Below are 25429 nucleotides of genomic sequence, written 5' to 3' on the forward strand. Positions count from 1 at the left end.
TTTTTTCCTTTCGTCCCGGCGAAGGCTGTGACCCAGCCTGCCTTTGCCATTCTTCCTGCTCTGGAAAACCGCAAGCCGAGCCAGGCATCGCTTGGTTCACAGCGTTTGCCGGGATGACGACCGAGAAGGCAGCGTCGGCCGCATCGCGCCCCGGCTGACCCGCTTCGGATCCCGACGCCCGTCGCGCCACCTGCGTTCCCCATCCCTGCTGTCATAGACATCTGCCTACAATCCCCCCATGCCTCATGACATCCGTTCCGCCTGGTTCAAGACGCTCGGCCAGCTGGCGCTGATCCTGGCGCTGGCCGTGGTCGTGGGACTGCTGGTCGGCCAGGCATGGCCGATCGTGACCCTGGCGGCGCTGGGCGTGGTGGCGTGGCACTACTGGCGCCTGCGCAAGGTGCTGCTGCGGCTGACCGCACGCCAGCGCCTGGAGCCGGCGCAGGGCCGGGGCGTGTGGAACGAACTCGACCGCCTGCTGTACCGCGGCCAGGCCGAAATGCGCACCCGCAAGCGCCGCCTGCTGGACATGCTGCGCGCCTACCGCGCCGCCGCGGCCGCCCTGCCCGACGCGGTGGTGGTGGTGGAACGCAACAGCCAGCGCGTGCAGTGGTTCAACAAGGCTGCCAGCAGCCTGCTGGGCCTGCAGTACCCCGCCGACATCGGTGCGCCGGTCGGCGACCGCCTGCAGCCGCTGCCGATGTCGCACTGGCTGGCCGCGGGCCGCAATGCGGAACCGATGCTGGATGCCGCGTCGCCGGTGGACCCCGACCTGCGCCTCAACCTGCGCCTGATCCCCTATTCCGACCAGTACTGGCTGCTGGTCGCCCGTGACGTCAGCAAGATGCTGCGGCTGGAACAGATGCGTCGCGACTTCGTCGCCAACGTCTCGCACGAGCTGCGCACGCCGCTGACCGTGGTGCACGGCTACCTGGACATGCTGGAGCCCAGTGAGCACCCCGACTGGGCGCCGATGCTGGCGGAAATGCAGAAGCAGTCCCAGCGCATGACCCAGCTGGTCGAGGACCTGCTGACGCTCTCGCGCCTGGAGGCGCAGGAAAGCCTGCCCGACGAGAATGTCGCCATGGCGCCGATGCTGGCCACGCTGCGCCGCGAAGCCGAGGCGCTGAGCCAGCGCCGCCACACCATCGTCGTGCAGGACGAGGCCGGCGTGGACCTGGCCGGCTCCAACAAGGAACTGCACAGCGCATTCTCCAACCTGGTGAGCAACGCCGTGCGCTATACCCCCGTCGGCGGCACCATCACCGTCCGCTTCGCGCGCGAGGGCGAGGGTGCGGTGCTGAGCGTGCGCGACACCGGCTATGGCATTCCGTCCTCGCACCTGCCGCGCATCACCGAGCGCTTCTACCGCGTCTCCACCAGCCGCTCGCGCGAAAGCGGCGGCACCGGCCTGGGGCTGTCCATCGTCAAGCACGTCCTCAACCTGCACCAGGCCCGGCTGGACATCGAAAGCGAGGTGGGCCAGGGCAGCACCTTCTCCGTGCATTTCGGTCCCGAGCGCGTGGAACCGCGCCTGGACGCTTCCCTACCCGTCCTGACGGATCAGACCGCATGAACGCCGCCCCCGACGCGCTACCCGCCGCTCCCACCACCGACGACGTGCTGCGGGACCCCGCGCTGTACCTGAACCGCGAGTTGTCGCAGCTGGACTTCAATTTCCGTGTACTGGCCCAGGCGCAGGATCCGTCCGTGCCGCTGCTGGAGCGGCTGCGTTTCCTGTGCATCTCGTGCACCAACCTGGACGAGTTCTTCGAGATCCGTGCGGCCACGGTGCGCCACGCGCTGGATTTCGGACTGCCGCCCGGCGCGGACGGCATGAGCCCGGCCACCGTGCTCAACAAGATCCACGACCGCGCCGCCGAGCTGGTGGATGCGCAGTACAAGTGCTGGAACGAGGTGCTGCGCCCCGGCCTGGCCGAGGCGGGCGTGCGCGTGTTCGGCCGCGACAGCTGGAATGCGCGGCAGACCCGCTGGCTGCGCGCGTACTTCCGCAACGAGATCATGCCGGTGCTGTCGCCGCTGGGCCTGGACCCGGCGCATCCGTTCCCGAAGATCCTCAACAAGTCGCTCAACATCGTGGTGGTGCTGAAGGGCAAGGACGCGTTCGGTCGCGCCGGCCACCTGGCCATCGTGCGCGCGCCGCGCTCGCTGCCGCGCATCATCCACCTGCCCCAGCGCGTGTCCGGCGGCGAGAACGACTTCGTGCTGCTGTCATCGGTGCTGTCGGTGTTCGTGGACGAGCTGTTCCCCGGCATGGAGGTCAAGGGCTCCTACCAGTTCCGCGTGACCCGCAACTCCGAGGTCGTCGTGGACGAGGAGGAAGTGGAGAACCTGGCGCTGGCGCTGCGCGACGAACTGGTCGGACGGGGCTACCGGCCCGCGGTGCGGCTGGAGATCGCGCACGACTGCCCCAAGCCCATCGTGCGCACGCTGCTGCAGAACTTCGCCCTGCCCGACAACGCGGTGTACCCGATCAACGGGCCTGTCAACCTCAACCGCGTCATCCAGGTGTACGACCTGGTGCAGCGCCCGGAACTGAAGTACCCCGCCTTCACGCCGCGCGCGCTGCGCGACAGCGACGCGATCTTCGAGAAAGTGGCCGACGGCGACGTGCTGCTGCACCACCCGTTCGATTCGTTCGCGCCCGTGCACGAACTGATCAAGCAGGCCGCGGTCGACCCCGACGTGCTGGCGATCAAGCAGACCCTCTACCGTACCGGCAAGGATTCGGCCATCGTCGACGCGCTGGTGCAGGCCGCGCGCAACGGCAAGGACGTCACCGTGGTGGTGGAGCTGCGCGCGCGCTTCGACGAGGATGCCAACCTGGGCGTGGCCGACCGCCTGCAGGAGGCCGGCGCGCAGGTGGTCTACGGCGTGGTGGGCTACAAGACCCATGCCAAGATGCTGCTGATCGTGCGCCGCGAAGGCCGCAAGCTGCGCCGCTACGTGCACCTGGGCACCGGCAATTACCACAGCGGTACCGCCCGCGCATACACCGACATCGGCCTGATCACCGCCGACCCGGACATCGGCAACGACGTGCATCTGCTGTTCCAGCAGCTGTCGGGACTGGCGCCCACCACCAAGCTCAAGCGCCTGCTGCAGTCGCCCTTCACTCTGCACCCGGGCCTGATCAAGAAGATCGAGCGTGAGGCGAGACTGGCGAAGGCGGGCAAGCCGGCGCGCATCATCGCCAAGATCAATGCGATCAACGAGCCGCGCATCATCCGCGCGCTGTACGCCGCTTCGCAGGCAGGCGTGCGGATCGACCTGATCGTGCGCGGCGCCTGCGCCCTGCGCCCCGGGGTGCCGGGCATTTCCGACAACATCCGAGTGCGCTCCATCGTGGGGCGCTTCCTCGAGCACAGCCGCCTTTACTGGTTCGGCAACGACGGCGCGCCGGAACTCTACTGCGCCAGCGCCGACTGGCTGGAACGCAACCTGCTGCACCGCGTGGAGACCTGCTTCCCCATCCTCGACAAGGACCTGGCGGCGCGCGTGTTCAAGGACGGTCTGCAGAACTATCTGGACGACAACTGCAACGCCTGGGAACTGCAGGCCGACGGCCACTACGTCAAGCTCAGGCCTGGCGACGACCCGCCGCATTCGGCGCAGGGCACGCTGCTGGCCAAAGTGTGATGCGGCCGATCGACGCATCCATCGCCGCAGCGCACCGCAGTGCACCATTGCGGCACGCCATTGGCTAAACTGATCGCATGGCGCCCCTGACCTCCCCCACCTCCCCTCCACTCCAGGACGGGGACCTGCTGGCCGCGATCGATCTGGGTTCCAACAGCTTCCACATGGTGGTGGCGCGCTCGATGCTGGGACAGTTGCGCGTGGTCGACCGCCTGCGCGAAACCGTGCGCATGGCCGACGGCCTGGACGGCAAGGGCGGCCTGTCCGCCGCTGCCCGCCAGCGCGCACTGGACTGCCTGTCCCGCTTCGGCCAGCGCATCCGCGACATCCCCGCCGCACGCGTGCGCGCCCTGGCCACCAACACGGTGCGCCAGCTGCGCGAACCGCAGGAATTCCTGGCCGCGGCCGAAGCCGCGCTGGGGAAGGCGATCGAAGTGGTCTCCGGCCGCGAGGAGGCGCGCCTGATCTACCTGGGCGTGGCGCACGCGCAGCCGCCGAAATCGAACCAGCGCCGCCTGGTCATCGACATCGGCGGCGGCTCAACGGAATTCATCATCGGCCGCGGCTTCGAGACGCTGGAGCGCGAAAGCCTGCAGGCCGGCTGCATCGCCAGCACGCGCCGCTTCTTTCCCGGCGGCAAGCTCTCGCGCAAGCGCTGGAAGGAAGCGCTCACCGAGATCGGTGCCGAGTTCCAGCAGTTCGCCGGCCTGTACCGCAGCCTGGGCTGGCAGGAAGCCATCGGCTCGTCCGGCACCAACAAGGCCATCGGCGAGATCTGCGCAGCGATGAAGCTCACCAAGGGCGCGGTCACCGCCGAGGCGCTGCCGCAGGTGCGCGACAAGCTGCTGCAGGCCGACCGCATCGAGGACATCGACCTGCCCGGCCTGTCCAGCGACCGCCGTCCGATCATCGCCGGCGGCGTGCTGGTGCTGGAGGCCGCGTTCGAGGCGCTGGAGATCCAGCGCCTGATGGTCAGCAAGGCGGCGATGCGCGAAGGCATCCTGTTCGACATGCTGGGCCGCGGCAGCGACAACGATCCGCGCGACCTGTCCACGGCGGCGCTGATGCAGCGCTACGGCATCGACGAATTCCAGGCCGCGCGCGTGGAAGCCACCGCGATGCGCCTGTTCGAACAGGTGGAGCAGGACTGGAGCCTGGACGACGACGATGCGCGCATGCTCGGCTGGGCCGCGCGCCTGCACGAGATCGGCCTGGCCATCGCCCACAGCCAGTACCACGTGCACGGTGCCTATCTGTTGGAGCATTCCGACATCGAAGGCTTTTCCCGCCAGGAACAGCAGGTCCTGTCGGCGCTGGTGCGCACGCACCGCCGCGGCGTACCGAAGAACGCGTTCGACGCCCTGCCCGACCGTCTGCTGCTCGGCGCCAAGCGCAAGGCCGCGCTGCTGCGCCTGGCCGTGCTGCTGCACCGTTCGCACGACAACGAAGCCATTCCCCGCCTGGACCTGACCGCCAGCGGCGACCGCCTGGACCTGGTGGTCAGCAAGAAGTGGATCGATGCCCGCCCGCTGCTTCGCTCCGACCTGGTCGGCGAGCCGGAGGACATGCAGGGCCTGGGCGTGGCGTTCAAGCCGTTCGTGGCCTGACCGGCCGGCACTTCCCATCATGTGACATGAAGGTACACTCGGGCCTGCCGAGAGGTCCGCGGCGTGGCTTGCGACCTGGTGTCCCCACGCCATCCTCCCCGACCGCCCTTGCAGCGGGGGCAGGCCCGACGGCCGTCCAACGTCGTCGCACGCCTGTCTTCAGGAGGAAGCCTTGATCGATCGAAGCATCCACGACGCACTGCTGTCCGACGCCTGGCTCGAAGGCGGTCCCGGCGCCGCGGCCATCGGCCGCAACGTGGACCGCATGCTGGATGCGGTGCGCCGCCACCTCGACATGGACGTGGCCTTCGTGTCCGAGTTCAACGGCCGCGACCGGGTCTTCCGCCATGTCGCCTGCAGGCTGGATCCGGCCCCCATCCGCCCGGGCGATTCGAGCCCTCTCGAAGAGGGTTACTGCATGCGCGTGGTCGAGGGGCAGATCCCGCAGCTGATTCCCGATACGGGCGCGATTCCCGTATTGCACGATATTCCGGAAACCCGGACGCTGCCCATCGGGGCCCATATCAGCGTGCCCATCCTGCTGCGCGACGGCCGCGTGTACGGCACCTTCTGCTGCTTCAGCCTGGCATCCAACCTGTCGCTCGGCCAGCGCGACCTGCACATGATGCGGGCCTTCGCCGACCTGCTGGCCTACCAGATCGATGGCGATCTGGACGCCATGAAGGCGCACGAAGAAAAGGTCGCCCGCGTCACCGCGGTACTCGAGCTGGGCCAGCCGCATATCGTGTACCAACCGATCTTCCGCAGCAGCGAACGCCGCATCGTCGGGGTGGAGTGCCTATCGCGCTTCAGGCTGGAGCCGCAGCGAACGCCCGACGTATGGTTTGCCGAAGCACGCGAGATCGGCCTGGGCGTGCGCCTGGAGCTCAACGCCATCCTGACCTCACTCGACGGGCTGCGCGGCATCGCCGGAGATTTCCATGTGGGGCTCAACGTCTCGCCACAGACGCTCATCAGCGGTGGTGTCGACGGGTACATCGACGGCCTGGAACCGCACCGCGTGGTGCTGGAGATCACCGAGCATTCGCTGGTCGACGACTACGGTCTGCTCAACAGGCGCCTTGCGCCCCTTCGCGAAGCCGGCGTGCGCGTGGCCGTCGACGACGCAGGCGCAGGTTACGCGAGCATGCGGCACGTGCTGGCGATCCATCCCGACATCATCAAGCTGGATCTCAGCCTGACCCGCGGCATCGATACCGACTCGCCGCGCAAGGCGCTGGCCGCCGCACTGATCGAATTCGCCCGGCAGACCCAGTCGCAGGTGGTCGCCGAGGGCGTGGAAACGGCCTCCGAACTGGCGGCGCTGCAGGCGCTCGGGGTGGACGACGTACAGGGTTACCACCTAGCGCGTCCGCTGGAAGCCGATGCCCTCGCGCGGATGCTCGCTGCCGAACGGCCACTGGCCTGACGCACCACCGCGCTCTGGCATGATGCCCGTCCCGTCCTGCGCGTGCCGACGATGAAGACCTACCCCTTGGCCGATGGACTCGCCACGTCCCGCATCGGCTACGGCTGCATGCACCTGAGCCGCGCCTGGGACGTATCGCCCATCACCAGGGACGAGCGCCGAAACGCGCAGCGGCTGGTCGAAACGGCGCTGGCCCACGGCATCACCCTGTTCGACCACGCCGATATCTATGCGCGCGGCAAGTCCGAACAGGTGTTCGGCGACGTGCTGCGCGCCTCGCCCGGGCTCCGCGCGAAGATGGTCCTGCAGTCGAAGTGCGGCATCCGCTTCGCCGACGATCCGCCGGGCGCACCGCAGCGCTATGACTTCAGCCACGCGCATATCGTGGCCTCGGTCGAAGGCAGCCTGGCGCGCCTGGGCGTGGACCACCTGGATGTCCTGCTGCTGCACCGCCCCGATCCGCTGGTGGAGCCGGATGAAGTGGCGCGCGCGTTCGATGCGCTGCACGCCAGCGGCAAGGTGCGGCAGTTCGGCGTCAGCAACCACTCGCCGGCCCAGATCGATCTGCTGCGCCGCCACGTGCGCCAGCCGCTGGTGGCGAACCAGGTGGAAATCAGCCTGCTGCACCTGCCCTTGATCGACGACGGCGTGGTCGCCAACACCACCGGCCACGCCTACGCATCCGCGCGCGGCACGCTGGACCACGCACGCCTGCACGGCATCCGCCTGCAGGCATGGTCGCCGCTGGCAGGCGGCAAGCTGGCCATGGCCTCGGGCTTCGCCGATCCGGTGATCCGCGAAACCGCGACCCTGTTGCGGCAACGGGCCGAAGCGCACGGCGTGACCCCCGAGGCGATCCAGCTGGCCTGGCTGCTGCGCCATCCCGCCGGCCTGCAGCCCATCGTCGGCACCACCGACCCCGTGCGGCTTGCGGCCTGCTGCGCGGCGGACGAGGTACAGCTCTCGCGCGAGGAATGGTATGCGCTGTTCACCGCGGCGCGCGGCGGGCGCGTGCCGTAGAACGCGATGACCGGTGGCACGGGCGCAATGTCCTGTCCGCTCGCCATCATGGCGCCCCCTCTTTGCAGGAATCTCCATGTCGGATACCGCCATCAACTTCCAGGCCAAGCTGAGCGGCTTCTCGGAGCACTGGTCTCCCCGGGTCGTGGCCGAGATGAACGACTACCAGTTCAAGCTTGCCAAGATCCTGGGCGAATTCGTGTGGCATGCGCACGAAGAGACGGACGAAGTCTTCATCGTGCTGTCGGGCGAGATGACGCTCGAGTTCCGGGACAGGGTCGTGCCATTGGCCGCGGGGGAGATGTACGTGGTGCCCCGGGGCGTCGAGCATCGGCCCGTGGCCCGCGAGGAGTGCAGCATCATGCTGGTCGAGCCCCGCGGCGTGATCAATACCGGCGACGCCGGTGGCGCCTACACCGCCCCCAACGATGTCTGGATCTGATGCTCCACCCGCTGTTCCCTCGCCACCTGCCGGATGCACCATGACCGATCCCTACAACTCATCCGCCGCTCACGCCGCCATCCCGGCATCGGTCGCCACACGGATGCGCCCCCTGGACGACGCGATGGTGACGACCGCGCTGGAACTCCCCGGCTACCATATCCGCCGCAACCTGGGCATGGTGCGCGGCATCACGGTGCGGTCGCGATCGATCGTGGGCAACTTCCTGGGCGGCCTGCAGTCGCTGTTCGGCGGCAACATCACCATCTACACCGAACTGTGCGAGCAGGCGCGCGACGAGACCTATCGCGACATGCTCCAGCATGCCCGGCAACTGGGCGCCAATGCGATCATCGCCGTGCGCTACGACGCCACCGATGTGATGGCCGGCCTGACCGAAGTGTTGTGCTACGGCACGGCGGTGGTGGTCGAACCGCAGGACGGCTGAGCGCGATGGGGCCCACGAAGCCGATAAGGCGCAAGCGCCCGTGGTTGCGCAGGCTCATGCTGGCCAGCCTGATCATGGCGGCGTATCCCACGTTCGTGCTGACGTATACGTGGTCCCATGTCCTGCAGAGCACGCTGCCGGGTGGGCGGCACGGCCCGCTGGACGCCTACCGGCATACGCTCGCCAGCGCCGTCGTGGCCTATACGTTGCACGCGCGCGCCATCGATCTGGTGAACGGCGTGATGGAACGGCGCGGCAAACGATCCAACCAGATGGACATCCACAACAACCTGATCGGTGCCGGCATCGGCTCGCGCGCCGACCGCTTCTCGGACATCGAACCCGCGGTGGCGCGCAGCGTGGCGGCCGGCCGGATTGATGCCCCTTCGCCGGACCAGACCACGTGGTTACCGCCGGGCGATTGGGAAGAGGGGTTTGCGTGGTGAAGAAGCGGCCCCAGTGCCAACGGGCACTGGGGCCCGGCTATAGTCGCTCGAAGGCGGCCGGCCCCACGCCGACCGGCAATCCCTCGCATCCCCGCCGGAGGTTGTCATGAAGCGTGTGTTCCGTTTGATCCTGGCCGTCATCGCCGGGCTGTTCATCGGCAGCGTCGTCAACATGGCGCTGGTCATGGCGAGTGGCCATGTCATCCCGTCCCCGGCCGGCGTCGACACGACCACCACCGAGGGCCTGAAGGCGGCGATGCCGCTGTTCGAGCCGAAGCACTTCCTGTTCCCGTTCCTGGCGCATGCGATCGGCACGCTCGTCGGCGCCTTCATCGCCACGCTGGCCGCCCCTGGACGGACCTGCGGCCCGGCCTGGGCGGTGGGCGCCTTCTTCCTGATCGGCGGCATCGCCGCTGTCGCGATGCTGCCTTCGCCACTCTGGTTCACCGTGGTGGACCTGGTGTTGGCCTACCTGCCCATGGCGTGGCTGGGGCACCGGCTGGCAGCGCGCGGACATCGCACGGCCTGAAGACAGCGCCCCTGCATGCCGCGGTCAGGCTGTCAGCCTGGCGACGATCCGGCGCACCCACGGCGCCAGCACGGTGACCGCGATGAAGGCTACCGGCCAGGTGGTGGCGCAGCTGCGTGCCCAGGCGGCCAGGAAACCCGGATGCAACCCCTGGTTGACCAGCAGTACGAACGCGGACACCAACGACACCATGATGGCGGAGAGCAGCGCACCGAACAGCAACGGTGCGAAACGGGCGGGAATACGCATGGAAGACTCCTTTGGGATAGGTGGATCAGACGGATGAGAAGGCCTGCAGCAGCAACGCCGACAGGTAGAGCCCCGCTCCGAATACAAGGTGGTTTGTCAGGCTGTGGACGCGCGCGATGGTGGGGCGCGGCGTCCTGGACGCCGCGATGCCGGCACCCATGCCCGGCTGCATCAGCAGGAACGGCGCGGCAACGGTCACCACACCGACCAGCAGCGCCGGCCCCGGCGTGGGATGACGCAGCCACGCAGTGCCCCAGACCAAGGGGAGTACCGCGGCAAATAGCACGCCAGTGAGGTAGTGCATGCACCACCCCAGCACGCGTTCCCCGCGGACGGCACGACTGCGGGCGATCGCGTCATGGCGGAACCGGCCCCTTGGCATATGGCCCAGCCAACGCCCCACCAGCGCATAGTCGGGAGCCGGTACGCCGAAAAGGCGTCGACGCAGCACGCCCCACGCATCCATCGCGAGCGTGGCGCCGATGCCGATGAGTACCGTGCAGATCCAGGCAGGCATGTCGTTGTCCTCGTGCGAAGGTCCGGCACAGGCTTGTGCCGATCGACCGTTGAGCGCACGATGCCACTTCAAGTCAACTTCAAGTCAAGCGGTGGCACGATGGACATCGGCGAGGTCGCAAAACGGTCCGGGGTGCCGGCGTCGGCCCTGCGCTACTACGAGCAGAGGGGCCTGATCGCATCGGACGGTCGCCGCGGCCTGCGTCGCACCTTCGACCCTCGTGTGCTGGAGCGTCTGGCGTTGATCGCGCTGGGGCAGACGGCGGGGTTTTCCCTGGACGAGATCGCCGCGATGTTCGGTGCGGATGGACAGCCCGATATCGACCGCCGCGCCCTGCGCACCAAGGCACGCGAGCTGGATGCGATGATCCTGCGTCTGACCGCCATGCGCGACGGACTCCGCCACGCCGCGGCCTGCTCTGCCCCCAGCCATTTCGAATGCCCCCGCTTCCGCGCGCTGCTGGGTCAGGCCATCGCCGAATCAGGCCGCCCCAAAGCCGGCGCCCCCCGCCAGCCGCCACGCAAGAAGGCCCAACGCCCGTCCTCACGCACCTGAGCGCGTCGCGGAGCGCACACACGTCTGGATGCGGTGCTGGCCGCAGCGTCATCCCACGGTCACCGATCCGACACATCCACTACATCTCCCGCCCACAGCATGCGCAAAACGTGGAGCCGCGCATGCGCTTTGCCATCGTCACCGAGACGTACCCGCCGGAAGTCAATGGCGTCGCCCTTACCGTGCAGGGGCTGGAAACCGGCCTGCGCCAGCGCGGGCACGCCGTCTCGCTGGTGCGACCGCGGCAGGGGATCGAATCGGATGCGACCGACGACACGCTGCTGGTGCGCGGCGCTCGCCTGCCGCGCTACCCCGGCCTGAAGTTCGGCCTGCCCGCCACCCGCCGGTTGCTGGCGCTGTGGAGACATTCCCCGCCTGATGCGATCTATGTGGCCACGGAAGGCCCGCTGGGATGGTCGGCCGTGCGCGCGGCGCGGCGCCTGGGCATTCCGGTGGCCACCGGCTTCCATACGCGTTTCGACGAATACATGCGCGACTACGGCGTGCGCTTCCTGCAGCACACCGCGCTGCGCTGGATGCGCCGCTTCCACAATGGCGCGCAGGCCACGCTGGTGCCCACCCGCGAACTGGCCGATTTCCTGCAGGCGCAGGGTTTCCAGCACGTGGTGCGGCTGGCGCGCGCCGTCGACGCGCAGCACTTCAGCCCCGCGCGTCGCGACGACGCGCTGCGCGCGCAGTGGGGCCTGGGCCCGGACGATCTGGCGGTGATCTACGTGGGTCGCATCGCCGCGGAGAAGAACCTGGACCTGTCGATCCGGGCCTTCGACGCGATCCGGCAGCAGCATCCGACGGCGAAGTTCGCATGGGTCGGCGACGGGCCGGTGCGCGAGCGGCTGGCACAGGAGCGTCCCGACTTCATCTTCTGCGGCGTGCAGCGCGGCGAAGCACTGGCCCGCCATTTCGCCAGCGGCGACCTGTTCCTGTTCTCCAGCCACAGCGAAACCTTCGGCAACGTCACCCTGGAGGCCATGGCCAGCGGCGTGCCCACGGTCGCCTTCAACTACGGCGCCGCACGCGAGCATCTGGTCGATGGCGTGCATGGCGCGGCGGTGGACGACGATGATGCGTTCATCGCCGCGGCCCGGCGATTGGCCGCCGATCCGGCCGTACGCCGCAGGATGGCCGAGGCTGCCGTCGCCGCGATGCACGCCCTGCGTCCCGAGCAGGTGGCAGCCGATTTCGATGCCCTGCTGACCGACCTCGCCCTGACCCGGAGAAGCCCCCATGCGTCCATCGCCCCCGCGTAATGCCTTCATCGGCCAGGATGCCGGCTGGTGCCTGCGCGCCAACCGCTGGGGCGAATGGCGCGGGATACGCCATTTCTTCGCCATCGTCAGCCGGTTGGGCGACGGCGTGTTCTGGTATGTGCTGATGGCAGCACTAATCGTCGTGGACGGCTTGGAGGGACTCGCCGCCTCCGCGCACCTGGCCGCCACCGGGGTGATCGCGCTGACTCTTTACAAGGGCCTCAAGCGCTGGACGCGCCGGCCGCGCCCGTTCGCCTCCGATGTGCGCATCCGCGCCTGGATCGCACCGCTGGACGAATTCAGCTTCCCGTCCGGGCACACGCTGCATGCGGTGGCCTTCACCCTGGTGGCGATGGCGCATTACCCCGTGCTGGCGCCCCTGCTGATCCCGTTCGCGGGGTGCGTGGCGGCCTCGCGGGTGGTGCTGGGCCTGCACTACCCCAGCGATGTGCTGGCGGCGACCGTCATCGGCTCGGCCCTGGCCGGGCTGTCGGTCTGGATGGTGCCGGGCGTCAGCCTGCTGGGCTGATCGGTGCGTCCGCTCGGTCGACTCAGTCCGGGCGTTCCAGCCGCGCTCGCAGCAACGCGGGCCGCAACTGGCCGGCCCAATCGCGATCGTTGGCCACCTGGGCCTCGGCGCGGCTCTGTTCGAGGGCATCGAAATCGAGATCGGCCAGGACCCATAGATCATCACCGGCGGTCTGCACCACGATGCCATCCGCAGGTAATCCGCGATCCATCGGCGCGAAGATCGCGGCCTCGCCCGTGTTGATGTCCAGCGCGGGGCTCCAGGGCGCCTCGCCCGCCGTCACCGACTGCGCCACGAACAGGCGGTTCTCCAGCGCACGCGCCAGGCACCCCACGCGCACGCGGGTCGCCCCGGCATCGGTGTCGGTGCAGCTGGGTACCAGCAGCAGGCGCGCGCCGGCTTCGGCCTGCGCACGCACGGGCAGCGGGAATTCGCTGTCGTAGCAGACGGCCACGCCGGCACGCACGCCATCCAGGTCGAACACCTTCAGCGCATCGCCGCCCTCGATCACGCCGAGGCCTTTCTCGAATCCGGTGAGCTGCAGCTTGTCCTGCCAGAGGTGCGCGCCCTGCGGCGCGAACACGTCGCAGCGGTTCCGATAGCGACCATCACCCTGTGCCAGCAGGAAAGTGCCGGCCACGACATACATGTCCAGCGACGCCGCCAGCCGCGCATACAACGCCAGCCAGTCGTCGCGGTAGCGCTGGATCGCGGCCAGCGAGGGATGCAGGTCGGCCTGGGTGGCGGCGTCGAAGGTGGCGGCCAGCTCCAGCGACAGGTATTCCGGCAACACGGCGACGCGCGCGCCCTGCGCGGCGGCCGCGCCCAGCACGGCGGCCTGGCGTTCGGCGAACGCCGCGAAATCCGCGGGCGCCTGGATCGGATACTTCGCGACAGCGACCTTCATCGCGCGGTCTCCAGCGGGCGCAACCAGAACGTAAGCGCATGGTCGACTTCCCCTTGGCCGATCTCGTTCCATGGCAGACGCATCGTCATGCCGGGCCGCCGCTCATAACCGCGCTTGCGCCAGAACACCTCGTTGCCGCGATGATCGGCCGGCCTGCGCGGATCGTCATCGGCACGATCCACCGCGCAGAACGCGGTCCAGGCGAAACGGCCCAGCGCGCGCGCGTGCGCTTCGCGATGATCGAAGAACGCGTGGCCGATCCCGCATCCGCGGTACGCCGGCAACAGCACGGATTCGCCGAAGTAGAAGACGTCCTCCGGATCCATGGCACCGTCGACGAACGGTTGGCGGAAGGCTTCGGTATCGTCAGCCAACGGCAGGCCGGTGGAGGCGCCGATCACTTCCCCCTTCTCCATCGCCAGCACGAACACGCTTTCGGCCGAGCGTGCGTAGGCGCCCAGGTATTCGCGCTCGTAGTCGGCATCGCCTTCGTAGAGATAGGGCCAGTCGCGGAACACCGCCACGCGCAGGCGCGCGACATCGTCCAGCCAGGGCGTGATTTCCGGCCCGCGGAAGAGGCCGATGGTGTGCGCAGAGGTCATCCGTGAACTCTAGCGCACGCCATCGGCCGGAGCGAGGCAACCGCACGACCCCCGTCATTAGCGGGATGCGGGGAATGCGTCGGTGTGTTGCAGTCCGCGATCGTCCCAGACGTACACCGCGCAGGCGGCGGCAGGCAGCAGGCACAACGCCGCGCGGCCGTCGTCGCTGCGCGTGTCGAACCGCTGGAGTGCGCCCTGACCCTGGTCCCGCCATGCGGTGTACGTCAGGGGATGCGTCCAGCGCCCCAGGCCTTCCCTGGCCTGGCGTGCGTCCTGCAGATAACCGGCGGCGCGCGATACCAGAGCGGCGATCGTCTGCGACGAAAGCCTGAAAAGCAGGCATCCCCTGCGCCGATGCGCGAGCGGGACCAGCAGCATGGCCAGCGTGGCGTCGTCCATGGCCTCGACGATGACCGCATCGGTGCCGATCTTCTCGGGCAGCACGCGCCGTGCACGCCGATGCAGGGTGGCGGGATCGATCATGGCGGCCTCAGCGCAGCTCCGTGCCCAGCGCATACCAGTCCACCTTGCGGGTGACCCACATGATCGCCGCCAGGATGCCGAACAGCAGCAGCGAGCCCATCAGCAGCGCGTTGTTCTCCGACTTCAGCAGGAGGTAGAGCACGCCGTACAGCGCCGTCAGCATGATCGCGAAGCCGGCCGCCCGCAGCCAGCTCTTCAGCACGCCGGACAGGTAGAAGAACTGCAATCCGATGCATGCGGCGGCGGACACAAGATAGGCCTGCCAGAAGGCGATGTGCTCGGACAGGCTGAGCAGCAGCAGGAAGAAGATCGCCAGCGCCAGGCCGACCAGCAGGTACTGCAGCGGGTGGATAGGCAGGCGCTTGATCAGTTCGAACAGGGCGAAACCGACGAAGGTCAGCACCACGAACAGGATGCCGTACTTGCTGGCGCGGTCCACCTGAGTGTAGACGTCGACCGTATCGGCCAGGCTCACCACCGCACTGTCGATGGCGGTGTCGCCGCCGGTGCCGTCGCCGAAGCCCTCCGGCGAGACGCGCAACGAGGGCGCCTGGGTCAGCTTGCCGGACGCCGACTCCAGCTGGCTCTGCGCCGCGCTGGCCAGCGACGACACCTGCCAGCGCGCGGTGAAGCCACCTTCGTCAAGCGTCTTCGCATTGGGCAGGAAGCGGCCACCGAACAGCGGCTGCCGCCACGGCGAGCGGATCGCGATGTCGTTGCTGTCGGCGATCGGCGCGATGCCCAGGGTCTGCGTACCCGCCAGCGCCATCTCCAGGTGCACGTTGCTGGCGGGCAAGGCGCCGTCCGGCGCATCCAGCAGCGCATGGACGCCCTCCATCCGCGACGCCATCGCGCCCGTGCCGGCGGCCAGAGTGCGCGGCACGCCATCGACCTGCAACGAAGGGGTGCCGACCAGTCCGCGCACGTCCGCCATGCCCACCACCACGTAGGGCTGGCCGTAGATGCGTCCATCGGCCTGCGGCAGCTGCAGCGGCGCGAAGCCTGCCTTCATCGCCGCCTTCCACTCGTACACGTTCACGGTGTACAGGCCGATGCGCCGCTCACCCGGCTGCAGGTGCCCGTCCACCGCCAGGGTCGCCGGGGTCTGTAACAGGTAGCCCTCCTTCACGTCCCGGCGCACTTCGGGCTTGCCATCCTCGTTCAGCGCATTGACCAGGCGCTCCTCGCGCCACGGCACGACGCGCAGCGGGCCCACGACCTGCTGCGCCCCGGCCATGCTCTGGGAAACCCGCACTTCGGCCATCGTGCGGTAACGCTCGCGGTCCTGGACGACGCCGCGGATCATCAGCAACGGGATGAGCAGCAGCAGGACCAGCCCGCCCACGGTGAGGAAACGCAACAGCAGTTTCAATGACTTCATGTCGATGCCCCGGTTGGATACGGGAAGCATCGTCACGCGGCCCGGTGCAACCGGCAGGGAGCGTGTTTGAAGGCTGTGTGAAGTCGCGCGTCAGACCGCCGGCAACGACAGCACGGCTTCGGCACCGCCATCGGGCCGGTTGCGCAGCGAGGCTTCGCCGCCGTGCAGGCGCATGACCTCGCGCACGAATGGCAATCCCAGTCCGGAGCTGCGCTGGCCGCTGTCCGGACGCGGCAGCGAATAGAAACGTTCGAACACGCGTTCGTGCGCGTAGTCCGGAATCCCGGGACCGCGGTCGCGTACGCGGAAGCGTATCTGCCCGTCCGCCTGTTCGACGACCAGCTCCACCGTACCGCCCGGCGGCGAGAACGCGAGCGCGTTGTCCAGCAGGTTGCCCAGGGCGCGGCGCAGCAGGAAGGCATCGCCCTCCACCGCCCAGGCGCCGGCGGGCGGCACGCGGTGGATCCGCACGCCATGCGGGGTGAGCCGGGCGTCCACGGCCTGCACCACCTGTTCCACCAGCGCGCCCGCATCGATGCGCTCGCGCCGCTGCAGCCAGCCGTGCTGTTCCACCTCCGCCAGCGCCAACAGCTTGTCGATGGTTTCGGTGAGCCGCTGCTCCTGCGCCTGGATGTGGCGCGCGAAACGCTGGCGGTCCGCCTCCGGCAGTGGCTCCTGCAACAGCTCGGCCGCGCCGCGGATCGCGGCCAGCGGCGATTTCATCTCGTGGGTCAGCGACTGCACGTACTGCTCCACGTAGGCCTTGCCGGCCAGCTTGCGGCGCATCGTCTCCAGCGCGCGACCCAGGTCGCCAATCTCGTCGGCACGCGGCCGCGGCGGCGGCACCGGCTCGCCGGCGCTGACGGCCTGCGCGTAACGGTTCAGCCCGCCGATGCCGCGCACCAGCCACCAGGTCATCAGCACGCCGATCAGCGCGGAGATGCCGATCAGCCAGGCCCCGCGCAGCAGGATGCTGCGCTGGCTGGCGACGATGAAGGGCTCGATGCTGCGGTTGGGCTGCGACAGCGTCAGCACGCCCAGCAGCGTGCGGCGGTCGCCCGGGTCGTAGATGGGCGCGGCCACGTGCATGACGGTATGCGCCGTGTCGCCGGGTGTCTCCGGGCTGGAGCGGGCGCCGTACTCGCCGCGCAGCGTGCGATAGACATCGTTCCAGCGCGAGTTGTCGCGGCCGACATCGCGCCCCTGCGAGTCGAACACCACCGTGCCGCGCGCGTCGGTGACGGTGACCCGGTAATCGACCGAACGCTTCTGGAACCGCCATACCCAAGCCTTCGGGTCGCGTTGCTGGGCCAGCGCGACGTGGCGCGCGAACCCGCCGTCGGCGATGCGACCGGCCTTCAGGTCGTCGGCGGCCACTTCGGCCAGCAGGTTGGCCGCGTCCACCAGGGTGGACTCCATCGCCTGGCGCACACCGGGTTTCACTTCGTTGACGAACACGCGCATGACGAAGAACGCGGCGATGCCGACGATCAGGAAGAAGCCGAGCACGAGCTTCAGCCCCAGGCGCATGCGTCAGGCCTCGACGGCGTAACCCAGTCCGCGATGGGTGCGGATCGGGTCGGGATCGGCCCCGGCCGCGCGCAGCTTGGCGCGCAGGGTCTTCACGTGGGTGTCGACGGTGCGGTCGGCGCTGTCGGCATCGCTGTCCCAGCCCCGGTCCATCAGCTGCGCACGGCTGAGGATGGCGCCCGGGCGCTGCAACAGCGCGTCCAGCACGGCGTATTCGTAGCGGGTCAGGTCGAGCAGCTGCTGCCGGTAGCGGATGCGGTGGCCTTCGCGGTCGATGGCGAACGCGCCACGCGTGATCCAAGGGTCCGCGGACGCCACGGATGCCGCGGGGCCCGCCCCCGCACGGCGCAGGCGCGCACGCACCCTGGCCACCAGTTCGCGCGGAGAGAACGGCTTGGTGACGTAGTCGTCCGCGCCCAGCTCCAGCCCCAACACGCGGTCGATCTCGTCGTTGCGGGCGGTCAGGAAGATCACCGGCACATCGCTGAAGCCGCGCAGTTCGCGGCACACGTCGAACCCGCTGCCATCGGGCAGGCCCACGTCCAGCACCACCACGTCCACGCCGCCGGCGCGCACGCGCGGCGCCACCTCGCGTGCGAGCAGGCAGTGATCGGCTTCGATGCCTTCACTGCGCAGCGCATACAGCACGGCGTCGGCGATGGCGGCTTCGTCTTCGGCAATCAGTACGCGGGGCATGGCGCAAGCATATATGCTGCACGCCATGAATTACCGCCACGCCTTCCATGCAGGCAACCACGCCGACGTCCTCAAGCACCTCGTGCTGCTGGCCCTGGTCGAGGCGCTGAAGCGCAAGGACACGCCGTTCTTCGTGCTGGACACGCATGCCGGCCGTGGCCGCTACCTGCTGGGCGGGGCGGAGAGCCGCAAGACTTCCGAGGCGGACGAAGGAGTCTTCCGGCTGCTCGATGCGCCCCGCCTGCCGGCACTGGCCGAGGCCTACCTGCGCGCGGTGCAGGCGAACAACCCGGTCGGCGCGCTGGTGGCCTATCCCGGCTCGCCGCTGCTGGTCGCGCAGGCGATGCGCGACCAGGACCGGCTGGCCGCCTGCGAGCTCCAGCCCGAGGAAGCCGCCGCACTGAAGGACCTGTTCGCTCAGGACCCGCGCGTGGCCGTGCACGCGCGCGACGGCTACGGTGCGATGAAGGCATTGCTGCCCCCGCGCGCCGGCACGCAGCGCATCGCCCGCGGGCTGGTGCTGATCGATCCGCCCTACGAGTCACAGGACGCCGAATACCCGCAGATCATCGCCGCACTGCGCGACGCGCTGGCACGCTGGCCGGCGGCGACCTATGCGGTCTGGTATCCGATCAAGCAGCGGCGCAGCCTGCTGCCGTTCTTCCGCAAGGCCGCGGCGTTGCCTTCGAAGGGCGCCTTCGTCGCCGAACTGCAGGTACGCCCGGACGACTCCCCGTTGCGCCTCAACGGCAGCGGCATGCTGGTGATCAATCCGCCCTGGCAGTTCGACCAGGCCCTGGCGCCTGTGCTGCCCGTCCTTGCCAATGCCCTGGGCGAAACAGGTGCCGGCCACCGGCTGGAGTGGCTGCGCCCACCCGCCTGACGCGTCCTCGCGTCACACGGCGCCGCCACGGGGCTGTGCGAGAATTCCGTCCCCTTTTCCGACGACCCTTCTTCCATGGCCGGATCCAGCCTGTTCGCCCTGATCGACGACATCGCCACCCTGCTGGACGACGTGTCCGTGATGACCAAGGTGGCCGCCAAGAAGACCGCGGGCGTACTGGGCGACGACCTGGCGCTCAATGCGCAGCAGGTCACCGGCGTGAAGGCCGATCGCGAGCTGCCGGTGGTGTGGGCGGTGGCCAAGGGCTCGATGGTCAACAAGGCCATCCTGGTGCCGGCCGCACTGGCCATCAGCGCGCTGGAGACCTGGCTGCACGGGCGCGGTTACGGCATCCCGTTGGTGACGCCGCTGATGATGATCGGTGGCGCTTTCCTCTGCTTCGAGGGCGTGGAGAAGCTGGCCCACAAGTTCCTGCACAAGGGCGAGGACGAACAGGCGCATGCCAAACGGCTGGCCGCGGTGCAGGACGCCAACGTCGACATGGTGGCGTTCGAGAAGGACAAGATCCGCGGCGCCATCCGCACCGACTTCATCCTGTCGGCGGAGATCATCGTGATCTCGCTGGGCACCTTGGGCGGGCGCACCTTCATCGAGCAGGTCATGACGCTGGTGGCCATCGCGGCGATCATGACCGTGGGCGTGTACGGCCTGGTGGGCGGCATCGTGAAACTGGACGACGCCGGCCTGGCGCTGACCGCCGACACGCGCGACCGCAGCTGGGCGCGCTTCAAGCGGGCTTTCGGGCGCGGCATCCTGTACAGCGCGCCCTACCTGATGAAGTTCCTCTCCATCGCCGGCACGGCGGCGATGTTCCTGGTGGGCGGCGGCATCCTGGTCCACAGCATCCCGGCGCTGCACCACCTCATCCAGCCCTACATCCACGGCGGATGGGGCGTGCTGTGGGAAAACCTGTTCAACGCGGGCGTGGGGGTGGTGGCCGGCGCGGTCATCCTGGCCGTGGTGACCGCGGTCCAGCGTCTGCGCGGCAAACGCCACGCTGCCTGAACCGTGTGCCCTTCGGCCCTCGCCGCGCTTCCGGATTTCATGCGAGCATCGCCCCATGACCGCGCCGAAACGCCTGCCTCCCTGGCATGAACACTTCCGCCTGCCCAGCGGGCGCGAACTGCTGATCCGCCCGATCCGTCCGGAAGATGCCGGCCCCATCCAGGGCGCCTTCGGCCTGCTGGGGCCGGAAGAGATCCGCCACCGGTTCCTCTACGCCCTGAAGGAGCTGTCGCCGGAGATGGCGCAGCGCCTGACCCATCCCGACCCCAACACGGAATTCGCCCTGGTCGCCGCCGAGCCGCTGCCCCCCGGCGAAGCGCTGGTCGGCGCGGTCGCGCGCGCGGCGCTGGTGCCGCGCACGCGCGATGCCGAGTTCGCCATCCTGGTGAGCCACTTCATCGCCGGCCAGGGCCTGGGCCGCCACCTGATGCGCAAGCTGGCCAAGTGGGCCCGCTCCAAGAAGCTGGACCGCCTGTACGGGGACGTGCTGGACACCAACCTGCCCATGCTTGCGCTGGCGCAGTCGCTGGGCTTCAAGCGCGTGCGCGAGGGCGATGGCTCGGGCCTGGTCCGCGTGGTGCTGGACCTCAACGAAGAGCCCTGATGTCGCCGACAGGCGGTCGGCCCACGGCGGCCGCTCACCGCGTGTCAGCGGATGAGCACGTGGCCCCCGCCACCGTGCCGGGAGGTCGTCATGCCCCGTTACCTGATCGAACGCGACATCCAGGGTGCCGGCCTGATGACGCCCGCCGAGCTCAGATCCGTCTCGCAGACCTCCTGCCGCGTACTGGACGACCTGGGTCCGCAGATCCAGTGGGAGCACAGCTACGTCACCGACGACAGGATCTACTGCGTCTATCGCGCACCGAACGAGGACATCGTGCTGGAACACGCGCGCCGGGGCGGCTTCCCCGTCGACCGCATTTCCGTCGTCGCCCAGGTGATCGATCCGCTGACCGCGGAATGATCCATTCCGGGGCCGTGAGCGGCCTGAACGGGCCTGCTTGGTAAACTGCGCATCCCTTCGCGCTGGGCACCCATGGTGTCCGGCGCTGCCGTTGTTCCGTGTACCCATGACCGACCCCCAGAATCCCGCCTTCCCCGTTCCCCCGCTGCCCCGAGGCAGCCAATCCCGCGCCTGGTGGCGCGCACCCGCCTCGCCTACGGCGCTGGCGTGGTCCATCGCTTCCGCTGCGCGCGCGCACGAAGGCCCGCTGCTGGTGGTCGCCCGCGACAACCACGAGGCGCACCAGCTGGAAGCCGACCTGCACACCCTGCTGGGTGCTGCCGGCGACCTGGCCGTGGTGGCGTTCCCCGATTGGGAAACGCTGCCGTACGACCAGTTCAGCCCCCATCCGGACATCGTTTCCCAGCGCCTCTCGGCCCTGCATCGCCTGCCGACGCTGGAGAGGGGCATCGTGGTGGTGCCGGTACAGACGCTGATGCAGCGCCTCTCGCCGCTGAGGCACATCGCCGGGGGCAGCTTCGACTACCGCGTGGGCCAGCGGCTGGACTTCGACGCCGAGAAGCGCCGGCTCGAGGCCGCCAGCTACCGGCACGTGCCGCAGGTGCTGGACCCCGGCGACTTCGCCGTGCGCGGCGGGCTGCTGGACGTCTACCCGATGGGTGCGGATGCGCCACTGCGCATCGAACTGCTGGACGACACCATCGATTCGATCCGCCACTTCGATCCCGAAAGCCAGCGCTCGCTGGACCGGGTGGAATCGGTGCAGCTGCTGCCGGGCCGCGAGGTGCCGCTGGACGAGCGTTCGGTCGAACGCGCGATGACCCTGCTGCGCGACCGCTTCGACGTGGACACGCGCCGCAGCGCGCTGTACCAGGACCTGAAATCGGGCCTGGCGCCGGCGGGCGTGGAGTACTACCTGCCGCTGTTCTTCGATGCCACCTCCACGCTGTTCGATTACCTGCACGCCGACGCGCTGCCGGTACTGACCGACGGCTTCGGCGAGGCGGCGGAAGCGTTCTGGGCGCAGACGCGCAACCGCTACGACCAGCGCCGCCACGACATCGAGCGTCCGCTGCTGCCACCGGACGAGCTTTACCTGTCGCCGGACAGCCTGCGCGAGCGCCTCAATCAGCGTCAGCGCGTGGAGGTCTGCGGTCCGCAGCACAGCCGCCACGCGGACGCGCTGCCGCTCGGCGACCAGCCGCTGCCGCCCCTGCCGGTGGCGGCGAAGGATGCGCCCGCGGGCGAAGCGCTGAAGTCGTTTCTCGGCCACTATCCCGGCCGCGTCCTGATCGCCTCCGATTCCCCTGGCCGTCGCGAGGCGCTGCTGGAGGTGCTGCAGGCCGCCGCGCTCGTCCCCGAGGTGCTGGCGGACTTCACCGCATTCCGCACGGGGCGCGAGCGCTTCGCGATCACCGTGGCGCCGCTGGAAGACGGCTTCGCCCTCGACGACCCGCGCATCGCGATGCTCACCGAGCGGCAGCTGTTCCCCGAGCGCGCCACCCAGGCGCATCGCCGCAGGCGCACCGGCCGCGAACCGGAAGCCATCATCCGCGACCTTGGTGAACTAACCGAAGGCGCGCCCATCGTCCACGAGGACCACGGCGTGGGCCGCTATCGTGGCCTGATCGCGATGGACGTGGGCGGCATGCCGGGCGAGTTCCTGGAGATCGAATACGCCAAGGGCGACCGCCTGTACGTGCCGGTCGCGCAGCTGCACCTGATCAGCCGTTACTCCGGTGCCTCGCCGGAGACGGCCCCGCTGCATTCGCTGGGCGGCGAAGCCTGGGCCAAGGCGAAGAAGAAGGCGGCCGAAAAGGTGCGCGACGTGGCGGCGGAACTGCTGGAGATCCAGGCACGCCGCCAGGCGCGTGCGGGCCTGGCGCTGCACGTGGACCGGCCGATGTACGAGCCTTTCGCCGCCGGCTTCCCTTTCGAGGAGACGCCCGACCAGCGCGCGGCCATCGAAGCGGTGCTGCGCGACCTGCAGTCCAGCCAGCCGATGGACCGCGTGGTCTGCGGCGACGTCGGCTTCGGCAAGACCGAAGTCGCCGTGCGCGCGGCCTTCGCCGCCGCCAGCGCCGGCAAGCAGGTTGCCGTGCTGGTGCCGACGACGCTGCTGGCCGAACAGCACTACCGCAATTTCCGCGACCGTTTCGCCGACTGGCCGCTCAAGGTCGAGGTGCTGTCCCGCTTCAAGACCGCCAAGGAGATCAAGGCGGAGCTGGAGAAACTGGCCGAGGGCAAGCTCGACGTCATCGTCGGCACCCACCGCCTGCTGCAGCCGGACGTGAAGTTCAGGGACCTGGGCCTGGTGATCGTGGACGAGGAGCAGCGCTTCGGCGTGCGCCAGAAGGAGGCGCTGAAGGCGCTGCGCGCCAACGTCCACCTGCTGACGCTGACCGCCACGCCGATCCCGCGCACGCTCAACATGGCGATGGCCGGCCTGCGCGACCTGTCCATCATCGCCACGCCCCCGGCCAACCGCATGGCGGTGCAGACCTTCGTCACGCCCTGGGACGACGCCTTGCTGAAGGAGGCCTTCCAGCGCGAGCTGTCGCGTGGCGGACAGGTCTACTTCCTGCACAACGATGTCGAAAGCATCGGCCGCATGCAGCGCGAGCTGCAGGAACTGGTGCCGGAAGCCCGCATCGGCGTGGCGCACGGGCAGATGCCCGAGCGCGAGCTTGAACAGGTGATGCTGGATTTCCAGAAGCAGCGCTTCAACGTACTGCTGTGCACCACCATCATCGAATCGGGCATCGACATCCCCAACGCCAACACCATCATCATGAACCGCGCCGACAAGTTCGGCCTGGCGCAGCTGCACCAGCTGCGCGGACGCGTCGGCCGTTCGCACCACCGCAGCTACGCCTACCTGGTGGTACCGGACAAGCGCAGCATCACCGCCGACGCGCAGCGCCGGCTGGAGGCCATCGCCTCGATGGACGAGCTGGGTGCGGGGTTCACCCTGGCCACGCACGACCTGGAGATCCGTGGTGCCGGCGAGCTGCTGGGCGAAGACCAGAGCGGGCAGATGGCCGAAGTCGGCTTCAGCCTGTACACGGAGCTGCTGGAACGCGCGGTGCGCTCCATCAAGGCCGGCCACCTGCCCGACGTCGACGTGGGCCAGGAGCGGCGTGGCGCCGACGTCGAACTCAACGTACCGGCGTTGATCCCCGAAGACTACCTGCCCGACGTGCACACGCGCCTGACCCTGTACAAGCGCATCAGCAGCGCGCCGGAGAAGGAGGACCTGCGCGATCTGCAGGTGGAGATGATCGACCGCTTCGGCCTGCTGCCCGATCCGGCGAAATACCTCTTTGCCACGGCCGAGCTGAAGCTGGCGGCGAATGCACTGGGCATCCGCAAGCTGGAACTGGGCGAGCACGGTGGCCGCATCGTGTTCGAGAGCAAGCCGAACATCGACCCGATGGCGGTGATCCAGCTCATCCAGAAACAGCCCAAGCTCTATGCGATGGACGGGCCGGACAAGCTGCGCATCAAAGTGCCGCTGCCGGACGCGCCGGACCGTTTCAATGCCGCGAAGGCCCTGCTGGCGACGCTATCCCCATGAAAACGACCGCCTTGCCTGCCTTCCGGCTTTCCGCCACCCTGTCCCGTGTCCCGTCCCAGGTCGCTACGCCGTGAGCTTCGATCCCTCCCCCGACTTCGGCGACATCGCCTGCTCGATGGAGTCGCTGGCACTGGCGATCGAGGTGCGCGACGCCTATACGCGCGGGCATTGCGACCGTACCGGGCGCATCGCACGGGCGCTGGGACAATGCTTCGACCTTGAGCCCGCCCAACTGGAACAGCTGGAGCTGGCGGCGCACTTCCACGACGTGGGCAAGATCGGCGTGCCGGACCGCGTGCTGCTGCATCCGGGCACGGTGCCCGACGACGACTGGCCGGCCATCCGCGCGCACAGCGAACTGGGCGAGCGCATCTTCCTGGCCAGCGGCCATGCGCATGCCGCGGAAGTCGCCACGCTGATCCGCCATCATCACGAAGCCATGGACGGCAGCGGCTATCCCGACGGCCTGGCCGGCGACGCCATCCCGCTGGGCGCGCGCCTGCTGCGCGTGGCCGACAGCTACGATGCGATGACCACGCGCCGCACCTATGCCGACGCCCGCAGCCACGAAACGGCGATGCGCATCCTGCACGCCGAGCAGCACCACAAGATCGACCCCGAGGTCTTCCGCGTGTTCGAACAGCTGATGCGCAACGCCGACCTGCGCGAGGCCTGAGC

26 protein-coding genes are annotated in these 25429 nt (G+C 68.9%); 18 read left to right on the forward strand and 8 right to left on the reverse strand.

Annotated features, from left to right (window positions below):
* Positions 1–238 precede the first annotated feature (238 nt).
* From phoR to V8246_RS01325, 9 genes are all read left to right on the forward strand, one after another.
* A complete protein-coding gene (phoR, locus tag V8246_RS01285; RefSeq protein ID WP_336187570.1) occupies positions 239–1576 on the forward strand; it encodes a phosphate regulon sensor histidine kinase PhoR in 1338 nt (445 codons plus the stop codon).
* The gene (gene ppk1, locus V8246_RS01290) at positions 1573–3660 is read left to right on the forward strand and encodes a polyphosphate kinase 1 (RefSeq protein ID WP_336187571.1); all 2088 of its coding nucleotides are present in this window, start codon (positions 1573–1575) and stop codon (positions 3658–3660) included. Before phoR ends, ppk1 begins: the two co-directional genes overlap by 4 nt.
* Before the next feature lie 77 nt (positions 3661–3737).
* On the forward strand, positions 3738–5267 hold the full coding sequence (gene ppx / locus V8246_RS01295; RefSeq protein ID WP_336187572.1) for an exopolyphosphatase: 1530 nt from the start codon (positions 3738–3740) through the stop codon (positions 5265–5267).
* Between the two features lie 172 nt (positions 5268–5439).
* Positions 5440–6696 (forward strand): EAL domain-containing protein, encoded by a 1257-nt coding sequence (locus V8246_RS01300; protein ID WP_336187573.1) that lies wholly within the window; start codon positions 5440–5442, stop codon positions 6694–6696.
* A gap of 51 nt (positions 6697–6747) precedes the next feature.
* Positions 6748–7716: an aldo/keto reductase gene (locus tag V8246_RS01305; RefSeq protein WP_336187574.1), complete on the forward strand. Its 969-nt coding sequence runs from the start codon at positions 6748–6750 to the stop codon at positions 7714–7716.
* Between the two features lie 76 nt (positions 7717–7792).
* Positions 7793–8158 carry a cupin domain-containing protein gene (locus V8246_RS01310; RefSeq protein ID WP_336187575.1) on the forward strand — a complete coding sequence of 122 codons (366 nt, stop codon included), beginning with the start codon at positions 7793–7795 and terminating at the stop codon, positions 8156–8158.
* Between the two features lie 103 nt (positions 8159–8261).
* Positions 8262–8606: a YbjQ family protein gene (locus V8246_RS01315; protein ID WP_336188305.1), complete on the forward strand. Its 345-nt coding sequence runs from the start codon at positions 8262–8264 to the stop codon at positions 8604–8606.
* A gap of 56 nt (positions 8607–8662) precedes the next feature.
* Positions 8663–9052, forward strand: a complete 390-nt coding sequence (locus V8246_RS01320; protein WP_336187576.1) for a hypothetical protein — start codon at positions 8663–8665, stop codon at positions 9050–9052.
* A 106-nt stretch (positions 9053–9158) separates the two neighbouring features.
* The gene (locus V8246_RS01325) at positions 9159–9581 is read left to right on the forward strand and encodes a hypothetical protein (RefSeq protein ID WP_336187577.1); all 423 of its coding nucleotides are present in this window, start codon (positions 9159–9161) and stop codon (positions 9579–9581) included.
* A 24-nt stretch (positions 9582–9605) separates the two neighbouring features.
* Here V8246_RS01325 and V8246_RS01330 read toward each other — a convergent pair whose 3' ends face one another.
* Together V8246_RS01330 and V8246_RS01335 are read right to left on the reverse strand one after the other, a co-directional pair.
* Positions 9606–9830 carry a DUF2798 domain-containing protein gene (locus V8246_RS01330; protein WP_202923558.1) on the reverse strand — a complete coding sequence of 75 codons (225 nt, stop codon included), beginning with the start codon at positions 9828–9830 and terminating at the stop codon, positions 9606–9608.
* Positions 9831–9855: 25 nt separating this feature from the next.
* A complete protein-coding gene (locus V8246_RS01335) occupies positions 9856–10347 on the reverse strand; it encodes a DUF2938 domain-containing protein (RefSeq protein ID WP_336187578.1) in 492 nt (163 codons plus the stop codon).
* A 60-nt stretch (positions 10348–10407) separates the two neighbouring features.
* Between V8246_RS01335 and V8246_RS01340 the strand changes: the two genes are divergently transcribed.
* The 3 genes from V8246_RS01340 to V8246_RS01350 all read left to right on the forward strand — a co-directional run bounded on the left by V8246_RS01340 (position 10408) and on the right by V8246_RS01350 (position 12699).
* Positions 10408–10902, forward strand: coding sequence for a helix-turn-helix domain-containing protein (locus V8246_RS01340; protein ID WP_345786371.1), 495 nt, complete (start codon positions 10408–10410; stop codon positions 10900–10902).
* Positions 10903–11024: 122 nt separating this feature from the next.
* Complete coding sequence (locus V8246_RS01345) at positions 11025–12170, forward strand: glycosyltransferase family 1 protein (RefSeq protein WP_336187579.1); 1146 nt, start codon at positions 11025–11027, stop codon at positions 12168–12170.
* Positions 12148–12699, forward strand: a complete 552-nt coding sequence (locus tag V8246_RS01350; RefSeq protein WP_336187580.1) for a phosphatase PAP2 family protein — start codon at positions 12148–12150, stop codon at positions 12697–12699. Before V8246_RS01345 ends, V8246_RS01350 begins: the two co-directional genes overlap by 23 nt.
* A 22-nt stretch (positions 12700–12721) precedes the next feature.
* On the opposite strand, the gene V8246_RS01355 is transcribed toward V8246_RS01350, so the two are convergent.
* The 6 genes from V8246_RS01355 to creB all read right to left on the reverse strand — a co-directional run bounded on the left by V8246_RS01355 (position 12722) and on the right by creB (position 18298).
* Positions 12722–13606: a carbon-nitrogen hydrolase family protein gene (locus V8246_RS01355; protein WP_336187581.1), complete on the reverse strand. Its 885-nt coding sequence runs from the start codon at positions 13604–13606 to the stop codon at positions 12722–12724.
* Complete coding sequence (locus V8246_RS01360; protein WP_336187582.1) at positions 13603–14208, reverse strand: GNAT family N-acetyltransferase; 606 nt, start codon at positions 14206–14208, stop codon at positions 13603–13605. Before V8246_RS01360 ends, V8246_RS01355 begins: the two co-directional genes overlap by 4 nt.
* Positions 14209–14265: 57 nt before the next feature.
* Complete coding sequence (locus V8246_RS01365; protein WP_336187583.1) at positions 14266–14691, reverse strand: hypothetical protein; 426 nt, start codon at positions 14689–14691, stop codon at positions 14266–14268.
* A 7-nt stretch (positions 14692–14698) separates the two neighbouring features.
* Positions 14699–16072 carry a cell envelope integrity protein CreD gene (gene creD, locus V8246_RS01370; protein WP_336187584.1) on the reverse strand — a complete coding sequence of 458 codons (1374 nt, stop codon included), beginning with the start codon at positions 16070–16072 and terminating at the stop codon, positions 14699–14701.
* Positions 16073–16162: 90 nt separating this feature from the next.
* Positions 16163–17602 (reverse strand): two-component system sensor histidine kinase CreC, encoded by a 1440-nt coding sequence (gene creC, locus V8246_RS01375; RefSeq protein ID WP_336187585.1) that lies wholly within the window; start codon positions 17600–17602, stop codon positions 16163–16165.
* Between the two features lie 3 nt (positions 17603–17605).
* Complete coding sequence (gene creB, locus V8246_RS01380) at positions 17606–18298, reverse strand: two-component system response regulator CreB (RefSeq protein WP_336187586.1); 693 nt, start codon at positions 18296–18298, stop codon at positions 17606–17608.
* A gap of 25 nt (positions 18299–18323) precedes the next feature.
* On the opposite strand from creB, the gene rlmJ reads away from it, so the two are divergent.
* The 6 genes from rlmJ to V8246_RS01410 all read left to right on the forward strand — a co-directional run bounded on the left by rlmJ (position 18324) and on the right by V8246_RS01410 (position 25427).
* On the forward strand, positions 18324–19181 hold the full coding sequence (rlmJ, locus tag V8246_RS01385) for a 23S rRNA (adenine(2030)-N(6))-methyltransferase RlmJ (protein WP_336187587.1): 858 nt from the start codon (positions 18324–18326) through the stop codon (positions 19179–19181).
* A 75-nt stretch (positions 19182–19256) separates the two neighbouring features.
* Positions 19257–20207, forward strand: coding sequence for a DUF808 domain-containing protein (locus V8246_RS01390; RefSeq protein WP_336187588.1), 951 nt, complete (start codon positions 19257–19259; stop codon positions 20205–20207).
* 55 nt (positions 20208–20262) lie between these two features.
* On the forward strand, positions 20263–20811 hold the full coding sequence (locus V8246_RS01395; protein ID WP_162111152.1) for a GNAT family N-acetyltransferase: 549 nt from the start codon (positions 20263–20265) through the stop codon (positions 20809–20811).
* A gap of 90 nt (positions 20812–20901) precedes the next feature.
* Positions 20902–21174, forward strand: coding sequence for a DUF4242 domain-containing protein (locus V8246_RS01400; RefSeq protein ID WP_185895680.1), 273 nt, complete (start codon positions 20902–20904; stop codon positions 21172–21174).
* Between the two features lie 106 nt (positions 21175–21280).
* Positions 21281–24751: a transcription-repair coupling factor gene (mfd, locus tag V8246_RS01405; RefSeq protein ID WP_336187589.1), complete on the forward strand. Its 3471-nt coding sequence runs from the start codon at positions 21281–21283 to the stop codon at positions 24749–24751.
* A gap of 70 nt (positions 24752–24821) precedes the next feature.
* Positions 24822–25427, forward strand: a complete 606-nt coding sequence (locus tag V8246_RS01410; protein WP_336187590.1) for an HD domain-containing phosphohydrolase — start codon at positions 24822–24824, stop codon at positions 25425–25427.
* The last annotated feature ends 2 nt before the right edge of the window (positions 25428–25429 follow it).

Origin of the sequence: Pseudoxanthomonas sp. F11 (assembly GCF_037046485.1) — a bacterium.
GTDB lineage: Bacteria > Pseudomonadota > Gammaproteobacteria > Xanthomonadales > Xanthomonadaceae > Pseudoxanthomonas_A.

What these genes read in the sequence shown, in the direction of transcription:
- phoR (WP_336187570.1), top strand. Translation starts at nt 239, where the DNA reads ATGCCTCATGACATCCGTTCCGCCTGGTTCAAGACGCTCGGCCAGCTG.
- ppk1 (WP_336187571.1), top strand. Translation starts at nt 1,573, where the DNA reads ATGAACGCCGCCCCCGACGCGCTACCCGCCGCTCCCACCACCGACGAC.
- ppx (WP_336187572.1), top strand. Translation starts at nt 3,738, where the DNA reads ATGGCGCCCCTGACCTCCCCCACCTCCCCTCCACTCCAGGACGGGGAC.
- V8246_RS01305 (WP_336187574.1), top strand. Translation starts at nt 6,748, where the DNA reads ATGAAGACCTACCCCTTGGCCGATGGACTCGCCACGTCCCGCATCGGC.
- V8246_RS01310 (WP_336187575.1), top strand. Translation starts at nt 7,793, where the DNA reads ATGTCGGATACCGCCATCAACTTCCAGGCCAAGCTGAGCGGCTTCTCG.
- V8246_RS01315 (WP_336188305.1), top strand. Translation starts at nt 8,262, where the DNA reads ATGCGCCCCCTGGACGACGCGATGGTGACGACCGCGCTGGAACTCCCC.
- V8246_RS01320 (WP_336187576.1), top strand. Translation starts at nt 8,663, where the DNA reads ATGCTGGCCAGCCTGATCATGGCGGCGTATCCCACGTTCGTGCTGACG.
- V8246_RS01325 (WP_336187577.1), top strand. Translation starts at nt 9,159, where the DNA reads ATGAAGCGTGTGTTCCGTTTGATCCTGGCCGTCATCGCCGGGCTGTTC.
- V8246_RS01330 (WP_202923558.1), bottom strand. Translation starts at nt 9,830, where the DNA reads ATGCGTATTCCCGCCCGTTTCGCACCGTTGCTGTTCGGTGCGCTGCTC.
- V8246_RS01335 (WP_336187578.1), bottom strand. Translation starts at nt 10,347, where the DNA reads ATGCCTGCCTGGATCTGCACGGTACTCATCGGCATCGGCGCCACGCTC.
- V8246_RS01340 (WP_345786371.1), top strand. Translation starts at nt 10,408, where the DNA reads ATGCCACTTCAAGTCAACTTCAAGTCAAGCGGTGGCACGATGGACATC.
- V8246_RS01345 (WP_336187579.1), top strand. Translation starts at nt 11,025, where the DNA reads ATGCGCTTTGCCATCGTCACCGAGACGTACCCGCCGGAAGTCAATGGC.
- V8246_RS01350 (WP_336187580.1), top strand. Translation starts at nt 12,148, where the DNA reads ATGCGTCCATCGCCCCCGCGTAATGCCTTCATCGGCCAGGATGCCGGC.
- V8246_RS01355 (WP_336187581.1), bottom strand. Translation starts at nt 13,606, where the DNA reads ATGAAGGTCGCTGTCGCGAAGTATCCGATCCAGGCGCCCGCGGATTTC.
- V8246_RS01360 (WP_336187582.1), bottom strand. Translation starts at nt 14,208, where the DNA reads ATGACCTCTGCGCACACCATCGGCCTCTTCCGCGGGCCGGAAATCACG.
- V8246_RS01365 (WP_336187583.1), bottom strand. Translation starts at nt 14,691, where the DNA reads ATGATCGATCCCGCCACCCTGCATCGGCGTGCACGGCGCGTGCTGCCC.
- creD (WP_336187584.1), bottom strand. Translation starts at nt 16,072, where the DNA reads ATGAAGTCATTGAAACTGCTGTTGCGTTTCCTCACCGTGGGCGGGCTG.
- creC (WP_336187585.1), bottom strand. Translation starts at nt 17,602, where the DNA reads ATGCGCCTGGGGCTGAAGCTCGTGCTCGGCTTCTTCCTGATCGTCGGC.
- creB (WP_336187586.1), bottom strand. Translation starts at nt 18,298, where the DNA reads ATGCCCCGCGTACTGATTGCCGAAGACGAAGCCGCCATCGCCGACGCC.
- rlmJ (WP_336187587.1), top strand. Translation starts at nt 18,324, where the DNA reads ATGAATTACCGCCACGCCTTCCATGCAGGCAACCACGCCGACGTCCTC.
- V8246_RS01390 (WP_336187588.1), top strand. Translation starts at nt 19,257, where the DNA reads ATGGCCGGATCCAGCCTGTTCGCCCTGATCGACGACATCGCCACCCTG.
- V8246_RS01395 (WP_162111152.1), top strand. Translation starts at nt 20,263, where the DNA reads ATGACCGCGCCGAAACGCCTGCCTCCCTGGCATGAACACTTCCGCCTG.
- V8246_RS01400 (WP_185895680.1), top strand. Translation starts at nt 20,902, where the DNA reads ATGCCCCGTTACCTGATCGAACGCGACATCCAGGGTGCCGGCCTGATG.
- mfd (WP_336187589.1), top strand. Translation starts at nt 21,281, where the DNA reads ATGACCGACCCCCAGAATCCCGCCTTCCCCGTTCCCCCGCTGCCCCGA.